The sequence below is a fragment of the Bradyrhizobium arachidis genome (genome assembly GCF_024758505.1).
In the GTDB taxonomy this organism is placed as follows: Bacteria; Pseudomonadota; Alphaproteobacteria; order Rhizobiales; family Xanthobacteraceae; genus Bradyrhizobium; species Bradyrhizobium manausense_C.
The window spans coordinates 7302725-7322523 of record NZ_CP077970.1 but is presented as its reverse complement, the minus strand read 5'-3'; the positions used below and the strand labels follow the sequence as shown (position 1 = coordinate 7322523).

Sequence of the window (19799 nt, the reverse complement as noted above, 5' to 3'; positions counted from 1 at the left end):
GGCATGAGCACGGAGAACCTGCTTGCCGACGCGCCCTGGCTGACCTCAGGCGGGACGACGCGCGTCCTGAAACTCCTCAACGCCGACGGCGAGGAAGCCCGCGTGGTCGGCGGCGCCGTGCGCAACGCGCTGTTGAAGCTGCCGCATGGCGACATCGACATCGCGACCACCGCATTGCCCGACGAGGTGATGCGGCGCGCCAAAAGTGCCGGCATCAAGAGTGTGCCGACCGGCCTCGACCACGGCACCGTCACGCTCGTGATCGATGGTCACCCCTACGAGGTGACGACCCTGCGCGAGGACACCGAGACCTTCGGCCGCAAGGCCAGGGTCGTGTTCGGCCGCGACTGGGTGCGCGATGCCGAGCGGCGCGACTTCACCATGAACGGGCTCTCGGTCGACGCAAAGGGTATTGTGCATGACTATGTCGGCGGGCTCGCGGACGTCGCCGCGCGCCGCGTGCGTTTCATCGGCGATCCCGACCAGCGTATCGCCGAGGATTACTTGCGCATCCTGCGCTTCTTCCGCATCCACGCCGCGTTCGGTGCCGGCGAGCCGGATCGCGAGGGCTATCTCGCCTGCATCCGCGGCCGCGCGGGCCTTGCGAGCCTGTCGGCCGAGCGGGTGCGCATGGAGATGCTGAAGCTATTGGTCGCACATGGCGCCTCTGCTGCGGCATTGGCGATGGCCGATGGCGGATTGTTGCAAGCGCTGATCGGGGGCGTCGCCTATACCGGGCCGCTGGCGACTATGGTCGCGATCGAGCGCGAGCTCGGCGTGGACGCCGATGCAACGCGGCGCCTAGCGGTCTTGAGCGTCGCAGTCACCGAGGACGCCAAGCGCGTCGCGACGCGGCTGCGACTCAGCAATGCGGAAGCCAAGGCGCTGGATTCGATGGGCCACCGCTGGTGGCGCTTCGCCAGCAAGGACGAAGCCAGCGCGCGGCGGCTGGTCTACCGGCTCGGCCCCGAGCGCTATCACGATCGCGTGTTGCTGGCCTGGGCGCGGCTCGGCGGCGATCCGAATTCGTCGCGCTGGCGCGAACTCGCCGAGCTGCCGCAGCGCTGGAGTGCGCCGAAATTCCCGCTGAAGGCCGCCGACTTCATTGCGCGCGGTGTGACTGAAGGACCGCTCCTCGGACATGTCTTGACATTGGCCGAGGACGCTTGGCTCGCGGCGGATTTTCCACTAGAGCAGGCGGCGCTCGCGACCATCGCCGATCAAGCTGCGGCACGCGTCAGCCGCGATCAGAGAAATTGACCATCGTCTCAGGCTTCGCCGATATCTCGCTGCTTCAGCTTCTGCTGGTCGCGTTGATGGCGTTGTTTGCTTCTGTTATCGGCGGACTCGCCGGCTACGGCACCGGCGCCCTGATGCCGCTGGTGCTGGTGCCGCTGGTCGGCGCCGAGCCTGTGGTGCCGATCATCGCGATCTCGGCGATCTTCACCAATTCCAGCCGTGCCGTCGCCTATCTCAAATATGCCGACCGCCGCCGCGCGCTGATCGTACTGGCTTGCGCAGCGCTGACGACGGCGCTCGGCGCCTACGGCTATACGCGGCTCACCAATGCGGGCGCCGCCCTCGTGATCGGCTCGATGCTGATCTTGAGCGTGCCGCTTCGCCGCGTACTGCGCCGCCGCTCGGTGAAGATCGGCGACACCGGGCTTGCCGCAGGCTCCGTCGGCTACGGCGTGCTGGTCGGCGGCACCTCCGGCTCCGGCGTGATCCTGCTCTCGCTGTTAATGGCGTCCGGCCTCGAAGGCGCGGCGGTGATTGCGACCGACGCGATGATCTCGCTCGGCACCGGCCTGATCAAGATTTCCGCCTTCGGCCTTGCCGGTGCCGTGACCGCGCAGGTGCTCGCCTTCGCGCTGCTGATCGGCGGCATTGCGATCCCCGGCGCCTTCCTCGCAAAAGCCTTCGTCGAGCGGATGCCCGTACACATCCACACCGCGATCCTCGACGCCGCCGTCATCACCGGCGGGATGGTGATGATCTCGGCTGCGGTGAAGCAGATGCTCTGAGATTCGGGCGTAAGCTTCGCCGGCGACATCGGCGCGGTGCTGACGAGGCAAGATATTTCGACTATCCTTTGCGGACCATCAAGCGGGGCAGGACAGGATCCACGAGAGGAGATCGATGAGCACAGTAAAAAGCGCTCTGGCCCAGAAGGGTGGCGCCCTGATCCATGTTCGTTCCACCGACATGGTCGTCGAAGCCTTGCGCCGGATGCGCGACGACCGGGTCCGGGCGGTGCTGGTCATCGACGACGACGTACTGGTCGGTATCGTGACCCAGGGTGACTGCGCCATCAAAGTGCTGCTGCCCGGACTCGATGCGAAGCAGACGCCGGTGAGCCAGGTGATGACGGTCAACCCGGTGACCATCAAGCCGGACGATCCGCTGGACGGCTGCATGGCAATGATGGCCAAGCGCCGTTTTCGCCATCTGCCAGTGCTGGACGCAGGCAAGGTCGTGGGCGTGATCTCGATCGGAGACGTCGTCAAGAACATCATCCGGGATCTGGAGCACAACGTGGACGACCTGATGGGTTACATCATGAAGGATGGCCCCGGGGGCTGACAGACGAACCGCGGTGCCGTCGCCCCCTCGCGTATGTCTGCTTGTGGCGCAAAGCGGACGCGCTGTGAAGATCGCGTGGCGTCCTATGTCAAGTTGCGGCGAAACCAATCCAAGCGCTCTTCGTTCTTCCTGAGGGGATCGGCGCTTTTGACCCAGAGCCGACACAAAAAGTCGGTTCCGTCCAATTATGCCAGTTGGACCGTTGCGCGACGCACGATGATCCGCTCGCCTTCTTCAAGATACTTGAGCTCGTCGTTGTACTCGCTGTGGACCAGCCAGATGTCGACCGTCCGCCCCTTCGCCTCCCGCTCGCAAACGAGGATTCGCCCCTCCTTCAAGCCAGTGAGTAGATCGAGGTAGTCGAGTTCGATGTAGTTACCGCGAGCATCGGCGAACATAAGATTATCGTGCGTATGCCAGGGCATGCCAAGAAAACCGATCAGGCAGTTTTCCTCGCGTTCGGCGTTCTCAACGCACAGAACTGCGTCACGGCCAAGATCGACCTCGATACGATGATCGTTATCTAGTCGCACTACCAGGCCGATCTCTCGGCATAGCTGGTTAACAAGATCGAGGTCGTAACGCATGGCAGCGCACCAATCACCTATTCTAGAGCTTCATCATTAGGTGGCCGCTATCGTAGCTGATCTGGCGCGCGATGTCGCCTTTGTGGCCCATCGCGACATAATGCGCTGCCGCACGAACTTGGTCGCTATAGGGGCGAAGCGGACGTAGTCACCAGTTACATGACGCCGCCGGGTTTATAGGTAGACGGCCTAAAGTTGTTCGGCGAACGGTGGCGTTGCTCGAAGGACGTGGGCGGTCGACGAGCGCCGCGCATCCACGCGCCCTAGAACCACGGCTCGTCATAAACCGGCGTGCCGTCGACCAACAGCCGCTTGATCGCCGCGCGCCCGGATGGTGTGACGGCGGCCACAATGGTCAGCTTGCGCTCGTTGCGCGCCTGCTCGAGCTTCAGCCCCTCACCCTCGGGGACGAAATAGCGCTCCAGATTGTAGTTGATCCGCAGTTTTGCGCAGAAGCGGGGTGCGTTCGGGCCGCAATTTGCGCCCAGGGCGATGCGGCCACGGATCAAGATGTCCGGGCTCGTCACCGGAACGGCTTCTGCATGCACCGAGACCGCCTGGTAGAGACCGTTGCTGTCGGGCGTCAATTTGACGAACACGGTCGGAGTGCGGGTCCCGGCGGGCTGACCTTGCAGCGCGCCGGCGGGCACTTCCGAGATGTCATAGCCGAGGCGGACATAGTCGCCGCGGAAGATATCGCGGGGATCGACGGGACGGGTCTGCAACGCGACCTCGGCGCCATCGCGCAAAATCTGCATCCGGTCGATGATCATGACGGCCAAGAGCGCGAACTGAATCACCGCGACGGCTGCGAACAGGGCGGCCTTGGGGATGCGCTGCAAGGAGCTGGCGATCGCGGTCATGTCTCGGTCCTCGGCAGCAGGCGATTGAGCGCCGCCGCCATCGCGATCGCGACGATACCTGCCGCGGCGAGAAAGGCGGAGCGACGCAGCAGCGAGCCCTTGACGGCCCAGGTGATGCCGGCAATCACGCCGGCGATGCCGAGCCAGCCGGCGACCGTCCGCGCACGGCTGCCGTCGAGCATGCCTGACACGACGAGGCAGAGCATGGCGCCGAGCACGACGGCATAGGCGGGCCACGGTTCGCCCAAGGTGCGCAACGGCCACACGACGGCCGCAACCAGCATCAGCGCCATCGCGCCGCCGGCAAAGGCTGCGCCGGCCTGCCGCCGGAGCACCCCGACTGTGAAGGCTGCGATCGTCCCGGCGACGCCGCAGGCGATGGCCCATGCCGGCTGGTGGCTCGAGCCAGGCCGGAGCATTTCGTTGGCGACAAGCACCTCCATGGCGGCGACGCCGGCCAGCAGGAACGCGCCGTAGTTCGAGAGGACGCCGCCGGCATCACGCGCCCTCTGCCAAGGTGTTGCCGTCAGCGCCAGCCCGCCGCCCAGCAGCAAGGCTGCGCCGTTGGCAAGGATGAAGAACGGCACGAGGTCGAACAGGATCGACTGGGTCGCGGTGGCAATCCACCATGGCAGCGTCGCCAGCGCGACGAGATGCGCGGCGAGGCGTGAATTCCAAAGCAGGGCAAGGGCGCCTGCCGCGAGCCAGAACGCGACGAACGGAAGGTGCGGGCCGTCCTGGATCTCGGCGATGCGCAGCCAGGTCCAGATGCTCGCCGCGGCAAGCGCCACCGCAAGCGCGCCGCGGGAGCTGGTCAGCGCCGCCGCGCAGAGTGCACCTGTTGCCCACAGCAGCATGCCGCCGGCAAAATCGTCGCCGAGGTGATACATCTGGCCGACGAGCGCAATACCGGCCCCGAAGATGATCGCGCCGACGCTGGCGCAGAGGTCGGCGAGGATCGGCCGCCTGGTGTGGGCGAACCATGCGCCGAGCCCGTTGGACGCAACGATGCCGGCAACGAGGATTCCCATCCGCGACAGCCGCGCGATTTCCACCCAGTGCGCGGCGACGAAGGCCAAAAAAGCCGCGGCGATCAGCAGGCCCCCGACAATGCCCATGGCAACGGGAATGTTGAGGCCGGCACCTGTCGGAGGAAGCACGCCGCGGATGGCCGCCACGGTCGCCGGCGTGATCACGCCGTTGGCTTGCCACTGCGAAAGGTCGGCTTCAAGGCGCTGCCGGTAGGCTCGATCAAGCATCGTCGGTTCGCCGGCTCCCGCTAGCGCAGAATCAATATCCTATCGGTTGCGCGGGAACCCCGATGGGTTCAAGAGCGGCCGAGCGCCATTCAAAGAAAATCGCAGCCGGGCCGGCGATGCCGTGGCCTCGTTAAGGCTCACCGAGCGCAGGTATCGCAATGATGACAATATACCCCTGATTTGCCCGACGCGTCAAGCGAATTTCGGAAAATTCGTAGGCTGCCGCGAGGCCCGCCACTGTCTACTGTGCATGGGGTTGTTTTCGGCGTTTAGTCTGACGGCCGAGGCGGGGACCCGTCTCGATCCGATATCCGAAGCATTGCGGCCCGGGCGGCGGTGCACCCGGGCCGCGATCCGACGTGGAGGGCCTAGTCCTTGTCTTCGTCGTCCTCTTCGTCCTCATCCTCGTCTTCGTCTTCGTCCTCGTCGTCCTCTTCCTCGTCGGGATGCTCGAGGACGGCGAGCGGCAGCGTCTCGCGGTAGAGCTGGCCTTCCATCCCCATCCAGAGGCAGAGCACGTCGTCCTCTTTGACATCAACGACGGTCAGCGGCTGTCCGCCTGACTTCAGCATGACGACGTCACCGGCTTTCAATTCCATGGCTGGTCCTCCTGTCTTGATCGACGAGGCGAGAGGCTAGCAAGCCGTCATGACAGTCCGATCACGACGGGCGCCTGTGGATTGTCTCTACCCGCGTTCGTTGACCGCCGTGCGGATCGGCAGGCATTGGTTGCTGAAAACCCCGATCGCATCGCGCACCAGAGGGACGTGACAGAAGAAGCCGGAGGGACGGTAGCGGACGCGGATGCGTTCCAGTTGCGACATGGTCAGCGTCATGAAGGCGTTGAGGCGATCGCCCTGATGCTCGAGGCTCCTTCGCAAATGATCCTTCTGCCTCAGGAAGTCTTGCCTGGCCTCTTCGCTGACCTCGTTCTGTGAAGCCCAGATCCGTGCCGTCCTGAGCTTCGCATGCATGGTCTCGAAGCAGTAGTGCAGCGTCAGCACGTGGTGCTTGGCGCTCCACCAGTTGATGTTGATGACGTCCTTGCCGGGATCGATCGCGCCATTGCCGCCCGTGCGGGCACATAGGTCCACGTAAGTCTTCTTCTCGCCCGGTGCGGGCGTGCACAGCGGTTCATTCGCTGGGCCGTGCTTCTGTCCGTCAAAAAATGTGCCTTCGAAGCTCGGCAGGTTGGCTTTTGCGTCGCAGTCGAACTCATACGCGTCGAGCAGCGCCTCGGTGAGCGGGTCCTGGTTCAGCGCGCGCGGGGCTGCGGGATCACGGGTGAGGTCGCTCGGCCAATCGACATAGATCTCGGCCTCGCGCGCGAACACGGCGCTGTTCTGGCGCAGCGCAGTGCGCGCCTTGATGTAGTTCGGGAACAGATCGTTCGCGGCCTTGGTGTCCATCTTTCTGATGCCGGCATCGAGACGATCGTTCAGTGCGCCGGCGAAATCGCCGAGCATGATCTCCTGCTGCATCTGCACTTCGGCAAAGGCGTTGGAGATCTCGATGAAGGTTTTGGTCGCGGTGGCCATGTCGGCCTTGGCCTGTTCGCCGACCTTTTCCTCGTAGGAGTTGAGGTACTGGAAATATCCGCCGAAGAAGCCGGTGAGCAGGGTGACGATGGTCAGCCCCTTGGTGACAGACAAGCGGCTGTCCCAGGACTGAATCCTCCGCCACACGCCCGGCGTCTCTTCAGGCGGTGTCGCGCGCGGTGCCGTCTGGAGGTCCTGCTGCATCGCTGCCTCACACGTCCCTCGCCCGGCACCAGCCTACCGCAATCCTTGATTGCGATCTGTGAGAAATTTCACTGGGCGTGGCTGAGGGGGAGAGGCGTTACGACGCAGCGGGCACGAGCTCGCTCAGCGAGCGGATGATGCGATCGGGCCTGATGGTCGAGCCCTCGGGCAGGCCCTCGCCATGCACGTCGATCCAGATGGCGTAGATGCCGAGGCGCTGCGGCGTCACGACTTCCCATTCCAGATTGTCGCCGATCATCCAGGTGTCTTTCGCGCTGACGCCGAGCGCCTCCATGGCGTGCAGATAGGCGCGCTCCTCGGGCTTGCCGAAACCGTGCTCGCCCTCGATCTGGATATGGTCGAAGCGGTGGGTCAGCTCGAAACGCTCGACCTTGGCGCGCTGCATGTCGGCGGCGCCGTTGGTCACCAGCGCGAGCCTGACGCCGAGCGCCTTCAACTTGTCGATCGCATCATGCGCGCCGGGGAAGACGAACATCTCCTCTTCGCGGTAGGCGGTGAAGCGATCGGCAATGCGGACCGCGAGATCGTCTGACAGGGCGCGGTGGCCGGCCGCGGCCAGCGCGGCAAAGCCGCCCTTGACCGTCAGATGCCGCGCTTCGCCGAGCCGCAGTCGCCATGAGGCGTCCGCATTGGCCCAAAAATTTCGCGCGAAGGCGAGCACCGCGGTTGCGACCTCGCGCGGCGGCAGCGGCGCAAGCTCGGCCGCGAACTCGTTTGCGATCGTGTTCCAGGCGATCTCGGGGCGGCCATAGGCCGACAGGATGGTGTCGTCCATGTCGATCAGCATGGCGCGCGGCAATGGCGGCAGCATCGTCATGGCCACTTCACCTCCGGCGGCAGCGACGACAGGATCGAATCCACGTTGCCGCCGGTCTTGAGCCCGAAAATGGTGCCGCGGTCGTAGAGCAGGTTGAACTCGACATAGCGTCCGCGGCGGATCAACTGCTCCTCGCGCTCCTCCGCGGTCCACGATGTCGCAAAGTTGCGCCGGACGAGCTCGGGATAGATCTTCAGGAAGGCGCGGCCGACGTCCTGGGTAAAGGCGAGGTCAGCCTCCCAGTCGCCGCTGTCATGCCAGTCGTAGAAGATACCGCCGATGCCGCGCGCTTCCTTTCGGTGCGGCAGGTAAAAATATTCGTCGCACCAATTCTTGTACTTGTCGTAGTCGGCGACGCCGTTCGGACCAGTGCAGGCCTGCTTCATCGCGGCATGGAAGGCGACGGTGTCCGTGTCCTCCTGCGTGCGACGGCGGTCGAGCACGGGCGTGAGATCGGCACCGCCGCCGAACCAGGCCTTGGTCGTGACCACGAAGCGCGTGTTCATGTGTACCGCTGGCACGTTGGGATTGCGCATATGCGCAATCAGCGAGATGCCGGAGGCCCAGAAGCGCGGATCCTCCGACGCGCCCGGGATCTGCGCGCGAAACTCCGGCGCGAACTCGCCATGCACGGTCGAGCAGTGCACGCCGACCTTCTCGAACAGCCGGCCATACATCATCGACATCACGCCGCCGCCGCCGGGCGCGCCGCTATGATCGGTGCGATTCCAGGGCGTGCGCTCGAAGCGGCCGGCTTGTCCCGGATAAAGCGCAGGTGGAGCATCGTCCTCGAGCCGTTCAAAACTCGCGCAGATGTCGTCGCGCAGGCGCTCGAACCAGCTTCGCGCGCGCGCCTTGCGATCTTCGATCACGCCCAAATCCATGATGCTAGCTCTGCGGACCGTAGTAGGCGCAGCTCTCGTTGCAACTGTCGCGGTGAATAGAGACGCGGGTGAGCCCGCCGATATGCTGGAGGCGCTCCCAGACGAAGCGCGAGAGATTTTCAAGCGTCGGGATGCCGAGCGACTCGATCTTGTTGAGCAGCTTGTGATCGAGCGTCAGGCGCACGTCCTCGATCGCGCGCTGCACGAGGCCGAGATCGACCACCATGCCGGTTTTGGGATCGGGCGCGCCGCGCAGCGTCACCTCGGCGCGGAACGAATGGCCGTGGATCTCCTCGCTGGCGGCGCCGAAGGTCGTGCCGGACAGCGCATGCGCCGCCTCGAAGCGAAACGATTTCGTCAATTCCCACATCTCGTCGTCAACCGGTCCTATCGAATTCCGAGTGTCTTGTGTGTCTGCACGCTCAGCCGCCATTGCGGATGGCGCAGGCAATAATCGATCGCGCGCGCGGTGTTCTCGGCCACATCAGGCCCGTCCATCGGCTGCAGCGAGAAACGCTCGAAGGCGAGGTCCTCAAAGGCTTCAGGCAGGGCCTGAGCCTGCGGATACACCAGCTTGAGCTCGTGCCCGCGCCGCAGGACGAGTTCGCTTCCCGCTTTCGGGCTCACGCAGATCCAGTCGAGCCCGTCGGGCGGCAGCATGGTGCCGTTGGTCTCGACCCCGATCTCGAAGCCAGCCGCATGTAGCGCATCGACGAGGGGTCCGTCCACCTGCAACAGCGGCTCGCCGCCGGTCAGCACCACGTAGCGCTGGTCGTTCGCCCCTTGCCATTGCGCGGCGATGGTGCGGGCGAGCTCTTCGGCGGTGGCGTAGCGCCCGCCCAGCGTGCCGTCGGTGCCGACGAAATCGGTGTCGCAGAACTGGCAGACGGCGTCAGTGCGATCCGCCTCGCGGCCGCTCCAGAGATTGCAGCCCGCAAAGCGGCAGAACACCGATGCGCGCCCGGCATGGGCGCCTTCGCCCTGAAGGGTCAGGAAGATCTCCTTGACCGCGTAGCTCACGACCTTCTCCTCAAAACCTCAGACCTTCACCTTAGATTTGCGGGTCCCGGACCTGCCGCAGCGCCTCGCCCGCGGCCATTGCCGCGGCCATCGCCACATTGAGCGACCGCAGCCCCGGCTTGATCGGAATCACCAGCCGCGCATCCGCGGCCGCGACCACTTCGTCGCTGACGCCGGCGCTCTCGCGTCCGAGCAGCAGGATGTCCGACGGCTGATAGCGAAAATCAAGGTAGTTGGTCGCGCCCTTGGTGGTGAAGAGCAACAGCCGGTGGCCCTGCGCCGCGCGCCAGGCCTGGAACTTCGACCAGGAATCGTGGCGGGTCAAGCTGACCTGGTCGAGATAGTCCATTCCCGCCCGACGGAAATGCCGGTCCGAGACCGGAAAACCCGCAGGCTCGATGATATGGGCGGCCATATCCAGACAGGCGCACAGCCTGAGAATCGTACCAGTGTTTTGAGGGATGTCGGGCTGGAAGAGCGCTATCTGCATGGGGTCGGCCAAGGGTTGGCTAAGCGTTGGTGCGGCCAAAAATGTCTCAATAAAACATCGCAGGCCGCGGAATTCGTGCATTGCACGCTTCCGCGCCGATAGCGGGCTTGCGCTCGCCGGGCAAGGGTGCCAATAGAACGATTCTGGACTGCGGTTTTCGCCCAATTGGCGCGGAGAAGCATCGTTCTGCCGCCGCGGGGGGCCGCGGGCGCCGGCAGCCTGTTCTGGGGACCTTCGTGGGCGCCCCCTGGGGCGGTTCCACCGGTCGCACAAATGAAAGGGTTGGAATCGTGACGACAGCGTCTTCGGCGGACCATCCGACACGCCGTGATTTCCTTTTTGTTGCAACGGGGGCTGCCGCCGCAGTTGGGGGCGCAGCGACGCTCTGGCCGTTCATTTCCCAGATGAATCCGGACGCCTCGACCATCGCCGCCGGCGCGCCGATCGAGGTCGATCTCGCCCCGATCGCCGAAGGCCAGGACGTCAAGGTCTTCTGGCGCGGCAAGCCGATCTATATCAGCCATCGGACCAAGAAGCAGGTCGATGCGGCTCGTTCCGTCAACGTGGCGAGCCTGCCCGATCCGCAATCCGACGAGGCCCGGACCAAGGCTGGCCATGAGCAGTGGCTGGTCGTGATCGGCATCTGCACCCATCTCGGCTGCATCCCGATCGCCCATGAAGGCAGCTACGACGGCTTCTTCTGCCCGTGCCACGGCTCGGTGTACGACACCTCCGGCCGCATCCGTCAGGGGCCCGCACCCGCGAACCTGCCGGTGCCGCCGTACCAGTTCGTCTCAGACACCAAAATCCAGATCGGTTGAGGCACGGGAGCTTTTTCGTTCCCGGCCTTTGAACCCGTCGCGTCGCTTTATTTCCTCAGGATCGCATCATGAGCGGACCCTCCGACTACCAGCCGAGCAATCCAGCCCTGAAATGGATCGAGCGGCGGCTACCGATCTTTGGTCTCGTGCACTCGTCGTTCGTGGCCTATCCGACGCCGCGTAACCTGAACTACTGGTGGACCTTCGGCGCCATCCTGTCCTTCATGCTCGGCGTGCAGATCCTGACCGGCGTCATCCTGGCGATGCACTACACGCCGTATGCGGACCTCGCCTTCAAGTCGGTCGAGCTGATCGTGCGCGACGTCAATTACGGCTGGCTGCTGCGCAACATGCACGCGGTCGGTGCGTCGATGTTCTTCTTCGCCGTCTACGTCCACATGTTCCGCGGCCTTTACTACGGGTCGTACAAGGAGCCGCGCGAGGTGCTGTGGATCCTCGGCGTCATCATCTATCTGCTGATGATGGCGACAGGCTTCATGGGCTACGTGCTGCCCTGGGGTCAGATGAGCTTCTGGGGTGCCACCGTCATCACCAATCTGTTCTCCGCCATTCCCTATGTCGGCGAGAGCATCGTGACGCTGTTGTGGGGCGGCTATTCGGTCGGCAATCCGACCCTGAACCGTTTCTTCTCGCTGCACTATCTGCTGCCGTTCGTGATCGCGGGCGTCGTCGTGCTGCACGTCTGGGCGCTGCACGTCGCCGGCCAGAACAATCCCGACGGCGTCGAACCCAAGACGGAAAAGGACACGGTGCCGTTCACGCCGCATGCGACCATGAAGGACTTCTTCGGCGTGTCCTGCTTCCTGCTGCTCTACGCCTGGTTCATCTTCTACATGCCGAACTATCTCGGCGATGCCGACAACTACATCCCGGCCAACCCCGGCGTGACGCCGCCGCACATCGTGCCCGAATGGTACTACCTGCCGTTCTACGCGATCCTGCGTTCGATCCCGAACAAGCTCGCGGGCGTCATCGGCATGTTCTCGGCGATCATCGTGCTGGTGTTCCTGCCCTGGCTCGACAGCGCCAAGACCCGCTCCTCGAAGTATCGTCCGCTCGCCAAGCAGTTCTTCTGGATCTTCGTCGTGGTCTGCATCCTGCTCGGCTATCTCGGCGCGCAGCCGCCCGAAGGCATCTACGTCATCGCCGGCCGCATCCTGACGGTCTGCTACTTCGCCTACTTCCTGATCGTGCTGCCGCTGCTCGCCCGCATCGAGACGCCGCGGCCGGTGCCGAACTCGATCTCCGAAGCCGTGCTGGCCAAGTCCCGCAAGGCGGTAGCGTCCATTGCGGTCGCGCTGGTGGCTGCCGGCGCGCTGTTCCTGGGCTCGGTGGATGGCGCGCGCGCGTCCGAAGGCTCGGACACTCCGCCCGGCAACAAGTGGTCGTTCTCGGGTCCGTTCGGCAAGTTCGACCGCGGTGCGCTTCAGCGCGGCTTGAAGGTCTACAAGGAAGTCTGCTCCAGCTGCCACGGCCTCTCCTACATCGCCTTCCGCAATCTGGCTGAGGCCGGCGGGCCCAGCTACTCGGTGGCGCAGGCGGCGGCGTTTGCGTCCGAGTACAAGATCAAGGACGGCCCGAACGATGCGGGCGACATGTTCGAGCGCCCGGGCCGCCCGGCGGATTACTTCCCCTCGCCATTCCCGAACGAGCAGGCGGCTCGTGCGGCGAACGGCGGTGCGGCGCCGCCGGACCTGTCGCTGATCACCAAGGCGCGCAGCTACAAGCGCGGTTTCCCCTGGTTCATCTTCGACGTCTTCACGCAGTACCAGGAGCAGGGCCCCGACTACGTCGCAGCCGTGCTGCAAGGCTACGAGGACCATGCGCCCGCGGGCGTGACGATCCCGGAAGGCTCGTACTTCAACAAGTACTTCCCGGGCCACGCCATCAAGATGCCGAAGCCGCTCTCCGACGGTCAGGTGACCTATGACGACGGCTCGCCGGCCACGGTCGCGCAGTACGCCAAGGACGTCACCACCTTCCTGATGTGGACCGCAGAGCCGCACATGGAGGCGCGCAAGCAGCTCGGCTTCCAGGTGTTCGTGTTCCTGATCATCTTCGCGGGCCTGATGTACTTCACCAAGAAGAAGGTCTGGGCCGACGCGCACTGAACGGCGCAGGTCAGACGAGACAACGAAAGGCCCCCGCAAGGGGGCTTTTTTCATGGCACCGTCATTCCGGGGCGCGCGAAGCGCGAACCCCAATTCGCGATTGCGAATTGTGGAATCTCGAGATTCCGGGTTCGATACTGCGCATCGCCCCGGAATGACGAACGTGTGGATTGCGCCACGCCCGCGCACCCGCCAAAATACCTGCAACCGCCCCCCAAAAAGATCGTCGGAGGAAAGCATGGGAACCGTCATCACCTTCAAGCGGCCGGACGGCAAGGACGCTTCGGGCTACCTCGCCAATGCCGCGCGCGGCAACGCCCCGGGCGTGGTCGTGATCCAGGAATGGTGGGGACTGCAGGACCAGATCAAGGGCCTGTGCGACCGCTTTGCACTCGCCGGCTTCGATGCGCTGGCGCCCGATCTCTACAAGGGCACGGTGGTGCCGTATCACGACACCGACTCCGCCAATCGCGAGATGAACTCGCTCGACTTCATGGACGCCACCACGCAGACCGTACGTGGCGCCGCGCAATTTCTCTCCAAGAACGGCGCCAAGGTCGGCCTGACCGGCTTCTGCCTCGGCGGCGCCGTGACCATCATCGGTGCGACCAAGATTCCGGAGCTTGCAGCCGGCGTCGTGTTCTACGGCATCCCGCCGGAGCAGGCGGCAAAACCCGCCGACGTCAAGATTCCGCTCCAGGCGCATTTTGCCAACAAGGACGACTGGTGCACGCCGCAGGTGGTCGATGCCTTCGAGAAGGGCATGAAGGCCGCCGGCAAGTCGCTCGAGCTGTTCCGCTATGACGCCGAGCACGCCTTCGTCAACGAGCAGCGCCAGGCCGTGCACGACCGCGAAGCCGCCGAGCTCGCCTGGGGCCGGGCCACGGAGTTTTTCCGCAAGCATCTGGGGTGAGGAGTGGATCGATTTCGGCGGGGATCTGCTATATATTCCATCCATGACCAAGGTCTTGGAAGACGTTCTTGAAAAGGTGAAGAGGCTGCCTGAGGATCGGCAGGCCTATGTCGCCGAAGTGCTGGAGCAGATTGTCGCCGCCGACGGCGATCTGTTCGTTGTGCCGGAGGAGCATCGCGCGGGAGTGCTGGAGGGATTTCAGCAGGCCGAGCGAGGTGAATTCGCAACCGACGAGGAAATGGCCGCTCTTTGGAAGAAGTGTGGCCTGTGAGGCTGAGGTACGCTCAGCGTGCCCGCAACGATATTGACGGAATCCACGAATACATCGCGCAGCACGACAAGCGGGCGGCAAGTGCGGTTGTGCGGCGTATCCGATCGACTGCTAGATTGCTGACACAATATCCAAGTCTCGGACGTGCGACCGACATTCCCGGCGTTGTTTCCGATCGTGCCATTCCCGTATCTGGTTTAGCATCTCCTGGTCGGTGACGATCTGGTGATTATCCATGTTCGTCACGGACGCCGCGATGCGCCAGGCCCGGACGAGCTTGTGTGAGGCCCGATGCAGGAGCGAAGTCGGACCTATCCGCACGGCGGCCTGAACCGGAAGGGTTGGCCGCCGCCTACGCACCCTTGACGCCGCCCCCGCGCCATGGTGTGTAGTTCCCCCATGAGCATCGCTGTCCGCCCATCCCGTCTTTGGTGGCGCACCTCCTAAAGAGGTGGCCGGTGCGATTTTCCTTTCCCAAATCGTCAGAGGTCGCCAACGCAGTGCGGCGGCCTGATCGTTTGTCCTGTGTGGCGTTCCCTCGGCAAGTTTCGTAAGAGGACCCCATGAACAGGACTGTTTTTGCCCTTCCGGCCAAAAGCGAATACCTCACCCGCGCTGGTCTTGCGATCACGCGCGTGGCGGAGCAATTCACCGGCGGCGCCAACCGGCTCGACGATCTCGTCAGCCTGCTCGACCGCCGCCGCGGCGTGGTGCTGTCATCGGGCACGACCGTCCCCGGCCGCTACGAGAGCTTTGACCTCGGCTTCTCCGATCCGCCGCTCAAGCTCGAGACATCAGGCTTCAATTTCACGCTGGAAGCGCTCAACGACCGCGGCAAGGTGCTGATCGCCTTCCTCGGCGACGTCATTGCCGAACCCTGCGTGGTGATCTCGGAGCGGACGCCGTCGCGGCTCGCCGGTCACATCATCCGCGGCGATGCGCCCATCGAGGAAGACCAGCGCACGCGGCGCGCCAGCGTAATGTCGCTGGTGCGCGATCTGATCGCAGCGTTCTCCGCCAATGACGATGGCATGCTCGGCCTGTTCGGCGCCTTCGCTTACGACCTCGTGTTCCAGATCGAGGATCTCCTGCAGAAGCGCTCGCGCGAGAAGGACCAGCGCGACATCGTGCTCTACGTGCCCGATCGCCTGCTCGCCTATGACCGCGCCACCGGCCGCGGCGTGGTGATCTCCTACGATTTCGCCTGGAAGGGGCAGTCGAGTGCGGGCTTGCCGCGCGAGACGCCTGACAGCGCCTACCTCAAGACGCCGCGCCAGGGCTTTGCCGACCACGCGCCGGGCGAATACCAGGCGACCGTCGAGACCGCGCGCGCGGCGTTCGCCCGCGGTGATCTCTTTGAGGCGGTGCCCGGCCAGCTCTTCGGAGAACCCTGCGACCGTTCGCCGGCCGAGGTGTTCCAGCGGCTCTGCGTCATCAACCCGTCGCCCTATGGCGCGCTGATGAATCTCGGCGACGGTGAATTTTTGGTGTCGGCGTCGCCGGAAATGTTCGTCCGCTCCGACGGACGGCGGGTCGAGACCTGTCCGATCTCCGGCACCATCGCGCGCGGCACCGACGCGATCGGCGACGCCGAACAGATCCGTCAGCTCCTGAACTCGGAGAAGGACGAGTTCGAGCTCAACATGTGCACCGACGTCGACCGCAACGACAAGGCGCGCGTCTGCGTGCCCGGCACCATCAAGGTGCTGGCGCGGCGGCAGATCGAGACCTACTCAAAACTCTTCCACACCGTCGACCATGTCGAAGGCATCTTGCGCCCGGGTTTTGACGCGCTCGACGCGTTCCTGACCCATGCCTGGGCGGTGACGGTAACCGGCGCGCCAAAGCTCTGGGCGATGCAGTTCGTCGAGGATCACGAGCGCTCGCCGCGGCGCTGGTATGCCGGCGCCATCGGCGCCGTGAATTTCGACGGCAGCATCAACACCGGCCTCACCATCCGCACCATCCGCATGAAGGATGGCTTGGCGGAGGTCCGCGTCGGTGCCACCTGCCTCTTTGATTCAGATCCGGCCGCCGAGGACCGCGAATGCCAGGTCAAGGCGGCAGCCCTGTTCCAGGCGCTGCGCGGCGACCCGCCAAAGCCGCTGTCGACCTTTGCGCCGGATGCGACCGGCAGCGGCAAGCAGGTGCTGCTGATCGACCATGACGACAGTTTCGTGCACATGCTCGCCGACTATTTCCGCCAGGTCGGCGCCAGCGTGACCGTGGTCCGCTACGTGCATGCGCTCGACATGCTCAAGCAGAAAAAGTGGGATTTGCTCGTGCTGTCGCCCGGACCCGGCAGGCCAGAAGACTTCGCGATCAAGAAGACGATCGATGCGGCGCTCGAGAAGAAGCTGCCGGTGTTCGGCGTCTGCCTCGGCGTCCAGGCGATCGGCGAATATTTCGGCGGCGAGCTTGGTCAGCTCGCGCATCCCGCCCACGGCCGTCCGTCGCGGGTGCAGGTCCGCGGCGGCCGCCTGATGCGCAATTTGCCGAACGAGATCGTCATCGGCCGCTATCATTCGCTCTATGTCGAGCGCGGCAGCATGCCTGACGTGCTGAGCGTCACCGCGAGCACCGAAGACGGCGTCGCCATGGCGCTGGAGCACAAGACGTTGCCTGTCGCCGGCGTGCAATTCCATCCGGAATCACTGATGTCGCTCGGCGGCGAGGTGGGCCTGCGTATTGTCGAGAACGCGTTCCGCCTGGACGCGTCCGCCAGTTGAGAGGTTGGTTATGACTTTTGATCACGATCTGAAGGCGAGCGTCCGCACTATCCCGGACTATCCCAAACCCGGGATCATGTTCCGCGACATCACGACCCTGCTCGCCGACGCGCGCGCCTTTCGCCGTGCCGTCGACGAGCTCGTCCATCCCTGGGCCGGTAACAAGATCGACAAGGTCGCCGGCATGGAGGCGCGCGGCTTCATCCTCGGCGGCGCGGTGGCGCACCAGCTCTCGGCGGGCTTCGTGCCGATCCGGAAAAAAGGCAAGCTGCCGCACACCACCGTCCGCATCGCCTATTCGCTGGAATACGGCATCGACGAGATGGAGATGCATGTCGATGCCATCCACCCCGGCGAGCGCGTCATCCTGGTCGACGATCTCATCGCCACCGGCGGCACCGCGGAGGGCGCGGTGAAGCTGCTGCGGCAGATCGGCGCCAACGTGATGGCCGCCTGCTTCATCATCGACCTGCCGGAGCTCGGCGGTGCCGCCAAGCTGCGCGCCATGGGCGTTCCCGTGCGCACGCTGATGACGTTCGAGGGGCACTAGCTTCTTATTTTGTCGCGTTTTCTTGCCGCGAACCGGTGTCCACTTCGCTTGAAAACGCTCTGGCCGGTCAGATCGCCTCGGCCTTCAGCTCCACCAGCCAATGCCGCATGCGCTCCTTCAGGAGCGCATTTCTCACATAGTCCGTCTCGTCCTCCTCCAGTCGCTCGCATTCGGCGAATGAGAGGCCCTTCTCGCCATGGGCGTTCCAGGCGGCCTGCAGGCTGCGGCAGGGGTGGCCGCCCTGGCGCAGCGTGAACCAGATGCGGTTCTGGACCTTTTCGAGGTTGAGGGCCTGGCCGACCCAGGCCTCGCCCGTATCAGCGCAGCGGACCGCGTAGATGCCGGCAAAGACCTTGCGCTCCTTGTAGGCGGCGATCGCGGCTTTTCGGTCAGTGCTCACGGGAAGGCCCTCGGCAGAATGTTGTTGTCGCCGGACCTCATAGGGGCAAGTCGGCCGCTAGTCAATATTACCCGGGTAAAATAATCCCCGTTATTCCGGGGCGCGACGAAGTCGCGAGCCCGGAATCCATCAGGCCGCAGAGACGGCGGCGCAATGGATTCCGGGTTCGCGCTGACGCGCGCCCCGGAATGACGAGAAATTCTTACAGGCTCTTAGGACCGCTGCAGGATCAGGCTGAGCTCGAGCTCGCGGAAGGCGAGGTAATTCCGCCGGATCCATTGGTGCAGCTCGGTCGAAGAGTCCTTCTCATTCCGCAGATAGGCGGTGAAGGAGAAGTTGAGCCGGTCGATATAGGTCTTGAGGAAGCCTGGCAGCGCCGGCAGGCGGAGCAGCCGGCCGCCCTCCATGGCCGGCGGCAACTCGCCGCGCACGACGAACTCGTTGTCCACGGTGATCAGATTGATCCGCGGGATCTGGGCGCGCAGCATCTCATGCGCGCGCGCCGAGATGCGGTCGGTGTCGGCGACGAACAGGATCATTGGCGCGACGTGGCGGCGCGCGGCTTCCTTCAGCAGGCCGATCTCGTCGGTCATCTTGAAGAACTCGTCGAAGGCGTGGAAGCCGAGGTCGATCACCTTGGCGAGCCCGTCATCGACGATGACGCGATCCATGAGCTGCATCTTGCCAAACGTGTCGATCACGTCGGCGGTCTCGGTGACCTTCGGCAGATAGTCGAGCAGCGACGGTTCCTTCAGATTGACGTCGAAGGCGGCGACGTCGCCGTTCTTGAGCAGCAGGAATTCCGTGAGCAGCCGCGCCAGCAGCGTCTTGCCGACCTGCGGGCGGGTTGAGCAGATGATGTAGACGGGCGTGGCGGGCATCGGAAGCTATTATCGGTGCGAAGGTCTCGCCCAATCCAGCCGTATCCGTACGGGTCTCGCAACTATTTTTCGCTGCTGCCGCCGCTGCGCGCCGCAGGCTTGGAGCCGACGATGTCGGTCAGACGGATACGGTCGAATTCGCTCCAGACGTTCGCCAGCCAGTGCCGGACATAGCCGCGCAGCACGAAAGAATAGTTCGCGGCCTCGTCGTGGATGCCCTTGTTGGCGACGAATTTCAGGAACGGAACGGACGAGACCTCGACCTGCTCATAGGCCATTTCGTTCAGTTTCGGGATCGTCAGTTCCGTCGCATCCTTGATGCGGTGGAAATACGAATTGTAGGTCGCCTGGTCCCATTGGAAGAACTGGGTGTCGTTGATGAAGTTCTTCACCAGGAAATATTTTGCGCCGGTCATGAAGCCGGCCGTCTCGGCGATCTCCTCCAGCGAGGCGATCGAGGGGCCCAGGATGTGGAACACGGCGAAGGTGATCTGGCCGGCCTTGGCGGCGTCGAGGAAGCCGATGTCGCGCAGCGAGGCCAGCGCCGGCGACAAGAGACCGGCGCGGACGTCGATCACGGTCACCGACGGGCTCACGGCGTTGAGCGTGTCGAAGATCTTCATCTGATCCGCCGTCGTCGTCATGTCGACGATCTCGGTGATGTCAGGGTGGAAGCGCTTCAGCGTGCCGCGCGGGGATTCCGTGTCGAACGCGCGCGTCGGCACGTTGTTGGCGGAAAAATAATCGAGCAAGGTGCGCGATACCGTGGTCTTGCCGACCCCGCCCTTGTCCGCGCCCACCACAACCACTGCCGGCTTTGCCATTGACGTCCCCTA

Annotated in this window: 23 protein-coding genes; 10 read left to right on the top strand and 13 right to left on the bottom strand. The window is 64.3% G+C overall.

Translation table 11 applies throughout. The features are described 5' to 3' along the window. Nucleotides 1-3: 3 nt before the first annotated feature. From KUF59_RS34110 to KUF59_RS34100, 3 genes are all read left to right on the top strand, one after another. The gene (locus KUF59_RS34110) at nucleotides 4-1260 is read left to right on the top strand and encodes a CCA tRNA nucleotidyltransferase (RefSeq protein WP_258767628.1); all 1257 of its coding nucleotides are present in this window, start codon (nucleotides 4-6) and stop codon (nucleotides 1258-1260) included. Continuing rightward, complete coding sequence (locus KUF59_RS34105; protein ID WP_258767627.1) at nucleotides 1257-2024, top strand: sulfite exporter TauE/SafE family protein; 768 nt, start codon at nucleotides 1257-1259, stop codon at nucleotides 2022-2024. Before KUF59_RS34110 ends, KUF59_RS34105 begins: the two co-directional genes overlap by 4 nt. 115 nt (nucleotides 2025-2139) lie before the next feature. After that, complete coding sequence (locus KUF59_RS34100) at nucleotides 2140-2583, top strand: CBS domain-containing protein (RefSeq protein ID WP_212458910.1); 444 nt, start codon at nucleotides 2140-2142, stop codon at nucleotides 2581-2583. 185 nt (nucleotides 2584-2768) lie between these two features. Here the strand turns inward: KUF59_RS34100 and KUF59_RS34095 are convergent, their stop codons facing one another. The 10 genes from KUF59_RS34095 to KUF59_RS34050 all read right to left on the bottom strand — a co-directional run bounded on the left by KUF59_RS34095 (nucleotide 2769) and on the right by KUF59_RS34050 (nucleotide 10266). Continuing rightward, nucleotides 2769-3170, bottom strand: coding sequence for a hypothetical protein (locus KUF59_RS34095; protein ID WP_258767626.1), 402 nt, complete (start codon nucleotides 3168-3170; stop codon nucleotides 2769-2771). 263 nt (nucleotides 3171-3433) lie between these two features. Further along, on the bottom strand, nucleotides 3434-4033 hold the full coding sequence (locus KUF59_RS34090) for a GDYXXLXY domain-containing protein (RefSeq protein ID WP_258767625.1): 600 nt from the start codon (nucleotides 4031-4033) through the stop codon (nucleotides 3434-3436). After that, nucleotides 4030-5292, bottom strand: coding sequence for a DUF2157 domain-containing protein (locus KUF59_RS34085; protein ID WP_258767624.1), 1263 nt, complete (start codon nucleotides 5290-5292; stop codon nucleotides 4030-4032). The genes KUF59_RS34090 and KUF59_RS34085 overlap by 4 nt, the downstream gene beginning before the upstream one ends. A 368-nt stretch (nucleotides 5293-5660) precedes the next feature. Continuing rightward, nucleotides 5661-5891 carry a DUF2158 domain-containing protein gene (locus tag KUF59_RS34080; RefSeq protein WP_258767623.1) on the bottom strand — a complete coding sequence of 77 codons (231 nt, stop codon included), beginning with the start codon at nucleotides 5889-5891 and terminating at the stop codon, nucleotides 5661-5663. A gap of 87 nt (nucleotides 5892-5978) precedes the next feature. Continuing rightward, nucleotides 5979-7034 (bottom strand): hypothetical protein, encoded by a 1056-nt coding sequence (locus KUF59_RS34075; protein ID WP_258767622.1) that lies wholly within the window; start codon nucleotides 7032-7034, stop codon nucleotides 5979-5981. Nucleotides 7035-7131: 97 nt separating this feature from the next. Beyond that, entirely contained in the window at nucleotides 7132-7872 is a 741-nt protein-coding gene (locus KUF59_RS34070) for an HAD family hydrolase (RefSeq protein ID WP_408918126.1), read from the bottom strand. Then, the gene (gene hemF, locus KUF59_RS34065) at nucleotides 7869-8756 is read right to left on the bottom strand and encodes an oxygen-dependent coproporphyrinogen oxidase (protein ID WP_212458904.1); all 888 of its coding nucleotides are present in this window, start codon (nucleotides 8754-8756) and stop codon (nucleotides 7869-7871) included. Before hemF ends, KUF59_RS34070 begins: the two co-directional genes overlap by 4 nt. A 4-nt stretch (nucleotides 8757-8760) precedes the next feature. Beyond that, nucleotides 8761-9126 (bottom strand): 6-pyruvoyl trahydropterin synthase family protein, encoded by a 366-nt coding sequence (locus KUF59_RS34060; protein WP_212458903.1) that lies wholly within the window; start codon nucleotides 9124-9126, stop codon nucleotides 8761-8763. A gap of 17 nt (nucleotides 9127-9143) precedes the next feature. Next, entirely contained in the window at nucleotides 9144-9776 is a 633-nt protein-coding gene (gene queE / locus KUF59_RS34055) for a 7-carboxy-7-deazaguanine synthase (RefSeq protein WP_258767620.1), read from the bottom strand. A gap of 31 nt (nucleotides 9777-9807) precedes the next feature. Then, nucleotides 9808-10266, bottom strand: a complete 459-nt coding sequence (locus tag KUF59_RS34050; RefSeq protein ID WP_258770064.1) for a tRNA (cytidine(34)-2'-O)-methyltransferase — start codon at nucleotides 10264-10266, stop codon at nucleotides 9808-9810. A gap of 290 nt (nucleotides 10267-10556) precedes the next feature. Here KUF59_RS34050 and petA point away from each other — a divergent pair, with 290 nt between their 5' ends. From petA to KUF59_RS34020, 7 genes are all read left to right on the top strand, one after another. Then, the gene (gene petA / locus KUF59_RS34045) at nucleotides 10557-11087 is read left to right on the top strand and encodes a ubiquinol-cytochrome c reductase iron-sulfur subunit (protein ID WP_212407427.1); all 531 of its coding nucleotides are present in this window, start codon (nucleotides 10557-10559) and stop codon (nucleotides 11085-11087) included. 68 nt (nucleotides 11088-11155) lie between these two features. Continuing rightward, nucleotides 11156-13219, top strand: a complete 2064-nt coding sequence (gene fbcH / locus KUF59_RS34040) for a cytochrome b/c1 (protein WP_212458900.1) — start codon at nucleotides 11156-11158, stop codon at nucleotides 13217-13219. Between the two features lie 238 nt (nucleotides 13220-13457). After that, complete coding sequence (locus KUF59_RS34035; protein WP_212458899.1) at nucleotides 13458-14132, top strand: dienelactone hydrolase family protein; 675 nt, start codon at nucleotides 13458-13460, stop codon at nucleotides 14130-14132. A gap of 43 nt (nucleotides 14133-14175) precedes the next feature. Then, on the top strand, nucleotides 14176-14403 hold the full coding sequence (locus KUF59_RS34030) for a hypothetical protein (RefSeq protein ID WP_258767619.1): 228 nt from the start codon (nucleotides 14176-14178) through the stop codon (nucleotides 14401-14403). After that, entirely contained in the window at nucleotides 14391-14621 is a 231-nt protein-coding gene (locus tag KUF59_RS44450; protein ID WP_408918125.1) for a type II toxin-antitoxin system RelE/ParE family toxin, read from the top strand. The genes KUF59_RS34030 and KUF59_RS44450 overlap by 13 nt, the downstream gene beginning before the upstream one ends. 345 nt (nucleotides 14622-14966) lie before the next feature. Further along, the gene (locus tag KUF59_RS34025; protein ID WP_258767618.1) at nucleotides 14967-17132 is read left to right on the top strand and encodes an anthranilate synthase component I; all 2166 of its coding nucleotides are present in this window, start codon (nucleotides 14967-14969) and stop codon (nucleotides 17130-17132) included. Nucleotides 17133-17142: 10 nt separating this feature from the next. Next, a complete protein-coding gene (locus KUF59_RS34020) occupies nucleotides 17143-17682 on the top strand; it encodes an adenine phosphoribosyltransferase (protein ID WP_212458895.1) in 540 nt (179 codons plus the stop codon). A 67-nt stretch (nucleotides 17683-17749) separates the two neighbouring features. On the opposite strand, the gene KUF59_RS34015 is transcribed toward KUF59_RS34020, so the two are convergent. The 3 genes from KUF59_RS34015 to KUF59_RS34005 all read right to left on the bottom strand — a co-directional run bounded on the left by KUF59_RS34015 (nucleotide 17750) and on the right by KUF59_RS34005 (nucleotide 19787). Beyond that, on the bottom strand, nucleotides 17750-18082 hold the full coding sequence (locus tag KUF59_RS34015; protein ID WP_212458894.1) for a GIY-YIG nuclease family protein: 333 nt from the start codon (nucleotides 18080-18082) through the stop codon (nucleotides 17750-17752). A gap of 212 nt (nucleotides 18083-18294) precedes the next feature. Beyond that, nucleotides 18295-18963 carry a hypothetical protein gene (locus KUF59_RS34010; RefSeq protein WP_212406364.1) on the bottom strand — a complete coding sequence of 223 codons (669 nt, stop codon included), beginning with the start codon at nucleotides 18961-18963 and terminating at the stop codon, nucleotides 18295-18297. A 62-nt stretch (nucleotides 18964-19025) separates the two neighbouring features. After that, nucleotides 19026-19787, bottom strand: a complete 762-nt coding sequence (locus KUF59_RS34005; protein ID WP_212458893.1) for a P-loop NTPase family protein — start codon at nucleotides 19785-19787, stop codon at nucleotides 19026-19028. Nucleotides 19788-19799: the final 12 nt, after the last annotated feature.

Excerpts from the sequence above, each read along its gene's own strand:
- KUF59_RS34030 (WP_258767619.1), top strand. The coding sequence starts at position 14,176 with ATGACCAAGGTCTTGGAAGACGTTCTTGAAAAGGTGAAGAGGCTGCCT.
- KUF59_RS34020 (WP_212458895.1), top strand. The coding sequence starts at position 17,143 with ATGACTTTTGATCACGATCTGAAGGCGAGCGTCCGCACTATCCCGGAC.
- KUF59_RS34005 (WP_212458893.1), bottom strand. The coding sequence starts at position 19,787 with ATGGCAAAGCCGGCAGTGGTTGTGGTGGGCGCGGACAAGGGCGGGGTC.
- KUF59_RS34075 (WP_258767622.1), bottom strand. The coding sequence starts at position 7,034 with ATGCAGCAGGACCTCCAGACGGCACCGCGCGCGACACCGCCTGAAGAG.
- KUF59_RS34090 (WP_258767625.1), bottom strand. The coding sequence starts at position 4,033 with ATGACCGCGATCGCCAGCTCCTTGCAGCGCATCCCCAAGGCCGCCCTG.
- KUF59_RS34080 (WP_258767623.1), bottom strand. The coding sequence starts at position 5,891 with ATGGAATTGAAAGCCGGTGACGTCGTCATGCTGAAGTCAGGCGGACAG.
- KUF59_RS34095 (WP_258767626.1), bottom strand. The coding sequence starts at position 3,170 with ATGCGTTACGACCTCGATCTTGTTAACCAGCTATGCCGAGAGATCGGC.
- fbcH (WP_212458900.1), top strand. The coding sequence starts at position 11,156 with ATGAGCGGACCCTCCGACTACCAGCCGAGCAATCCAGCCCTGAAATGG.
- KUF59_RS34035 (WP_212458899.1), top strand. The coding sequence starts at position 13,458 with ATGGGAACCGTCATCACCTTCAAGCGGCCGGACGGCAAGGACGCTTCG.
- KUF59_RS34110 (WP_258767628.1), top strand. The coding sequence starts at position 4 with ATGAGCACGGAGAACCTGCTTGCCGACGCGCCCTGGCTGACCTCAGGC.
- KUF59_RS34100 (WP_212458910.1), top strand. The coding sequence starts at position 2,140 with ATGAGCACAGTAAAAAGCGCTCTGGCCCAGAAGGGTGGCGCCCTGATC.
- hemF (WP_212458904.1), bottom strand. The coding sequence starts at position 8,756 with ATGGATTTGGGCGTGATCGAAGATCGCAAGGCGCGCGCGCGAAGCTGG.
- KUF59_RS34070 (WP_408918126.1), bottom strand. The coding sequence starts at position 7,872 with ATGACGATGCTGCCGCCATTGCCGCGCGCCATGCTGATCGACATGGAC.
- KUF59_RS34085 (WP_258767624.1), bottom strand. The coding sequence starts at position 5,292 with ATGCTTGATCGAGCCTACCGGCAGCGCCTTGAAGCCGACCTTTCGCAG.
- KUF59_RS34025 (WP_258767618.1), top strand. The coding sequence starts at position 14,967 with ATGAACAGGACTGTTTTTGCCCTTCCGGCCAAAAGCGAATACCTCACC.
- KUF59_RS34050 (WP_258770064.1), bottom strand. The coding sequence starts at position 10,266 with ATGCAGATAGCGCTCTTCCAGCCCGACATCCCTCAAAACACTGGTACG.
- KUF59_RS34060 (WP_212458903.1), bottom strand. The coding sequence starts at position 9,126 with ATGTGGGAATTGACGAAATCGTTTCGCTTCGAGGCGGCGCATGCGCTG.
- KUF59_RS34010 (WP_212406364.1), bottom strand. The coding sequence starts at position 18,963 with ATGCCCGCCACGCCCGTCTACATCATCTGCTCAACCCGCCCGCAGGTC.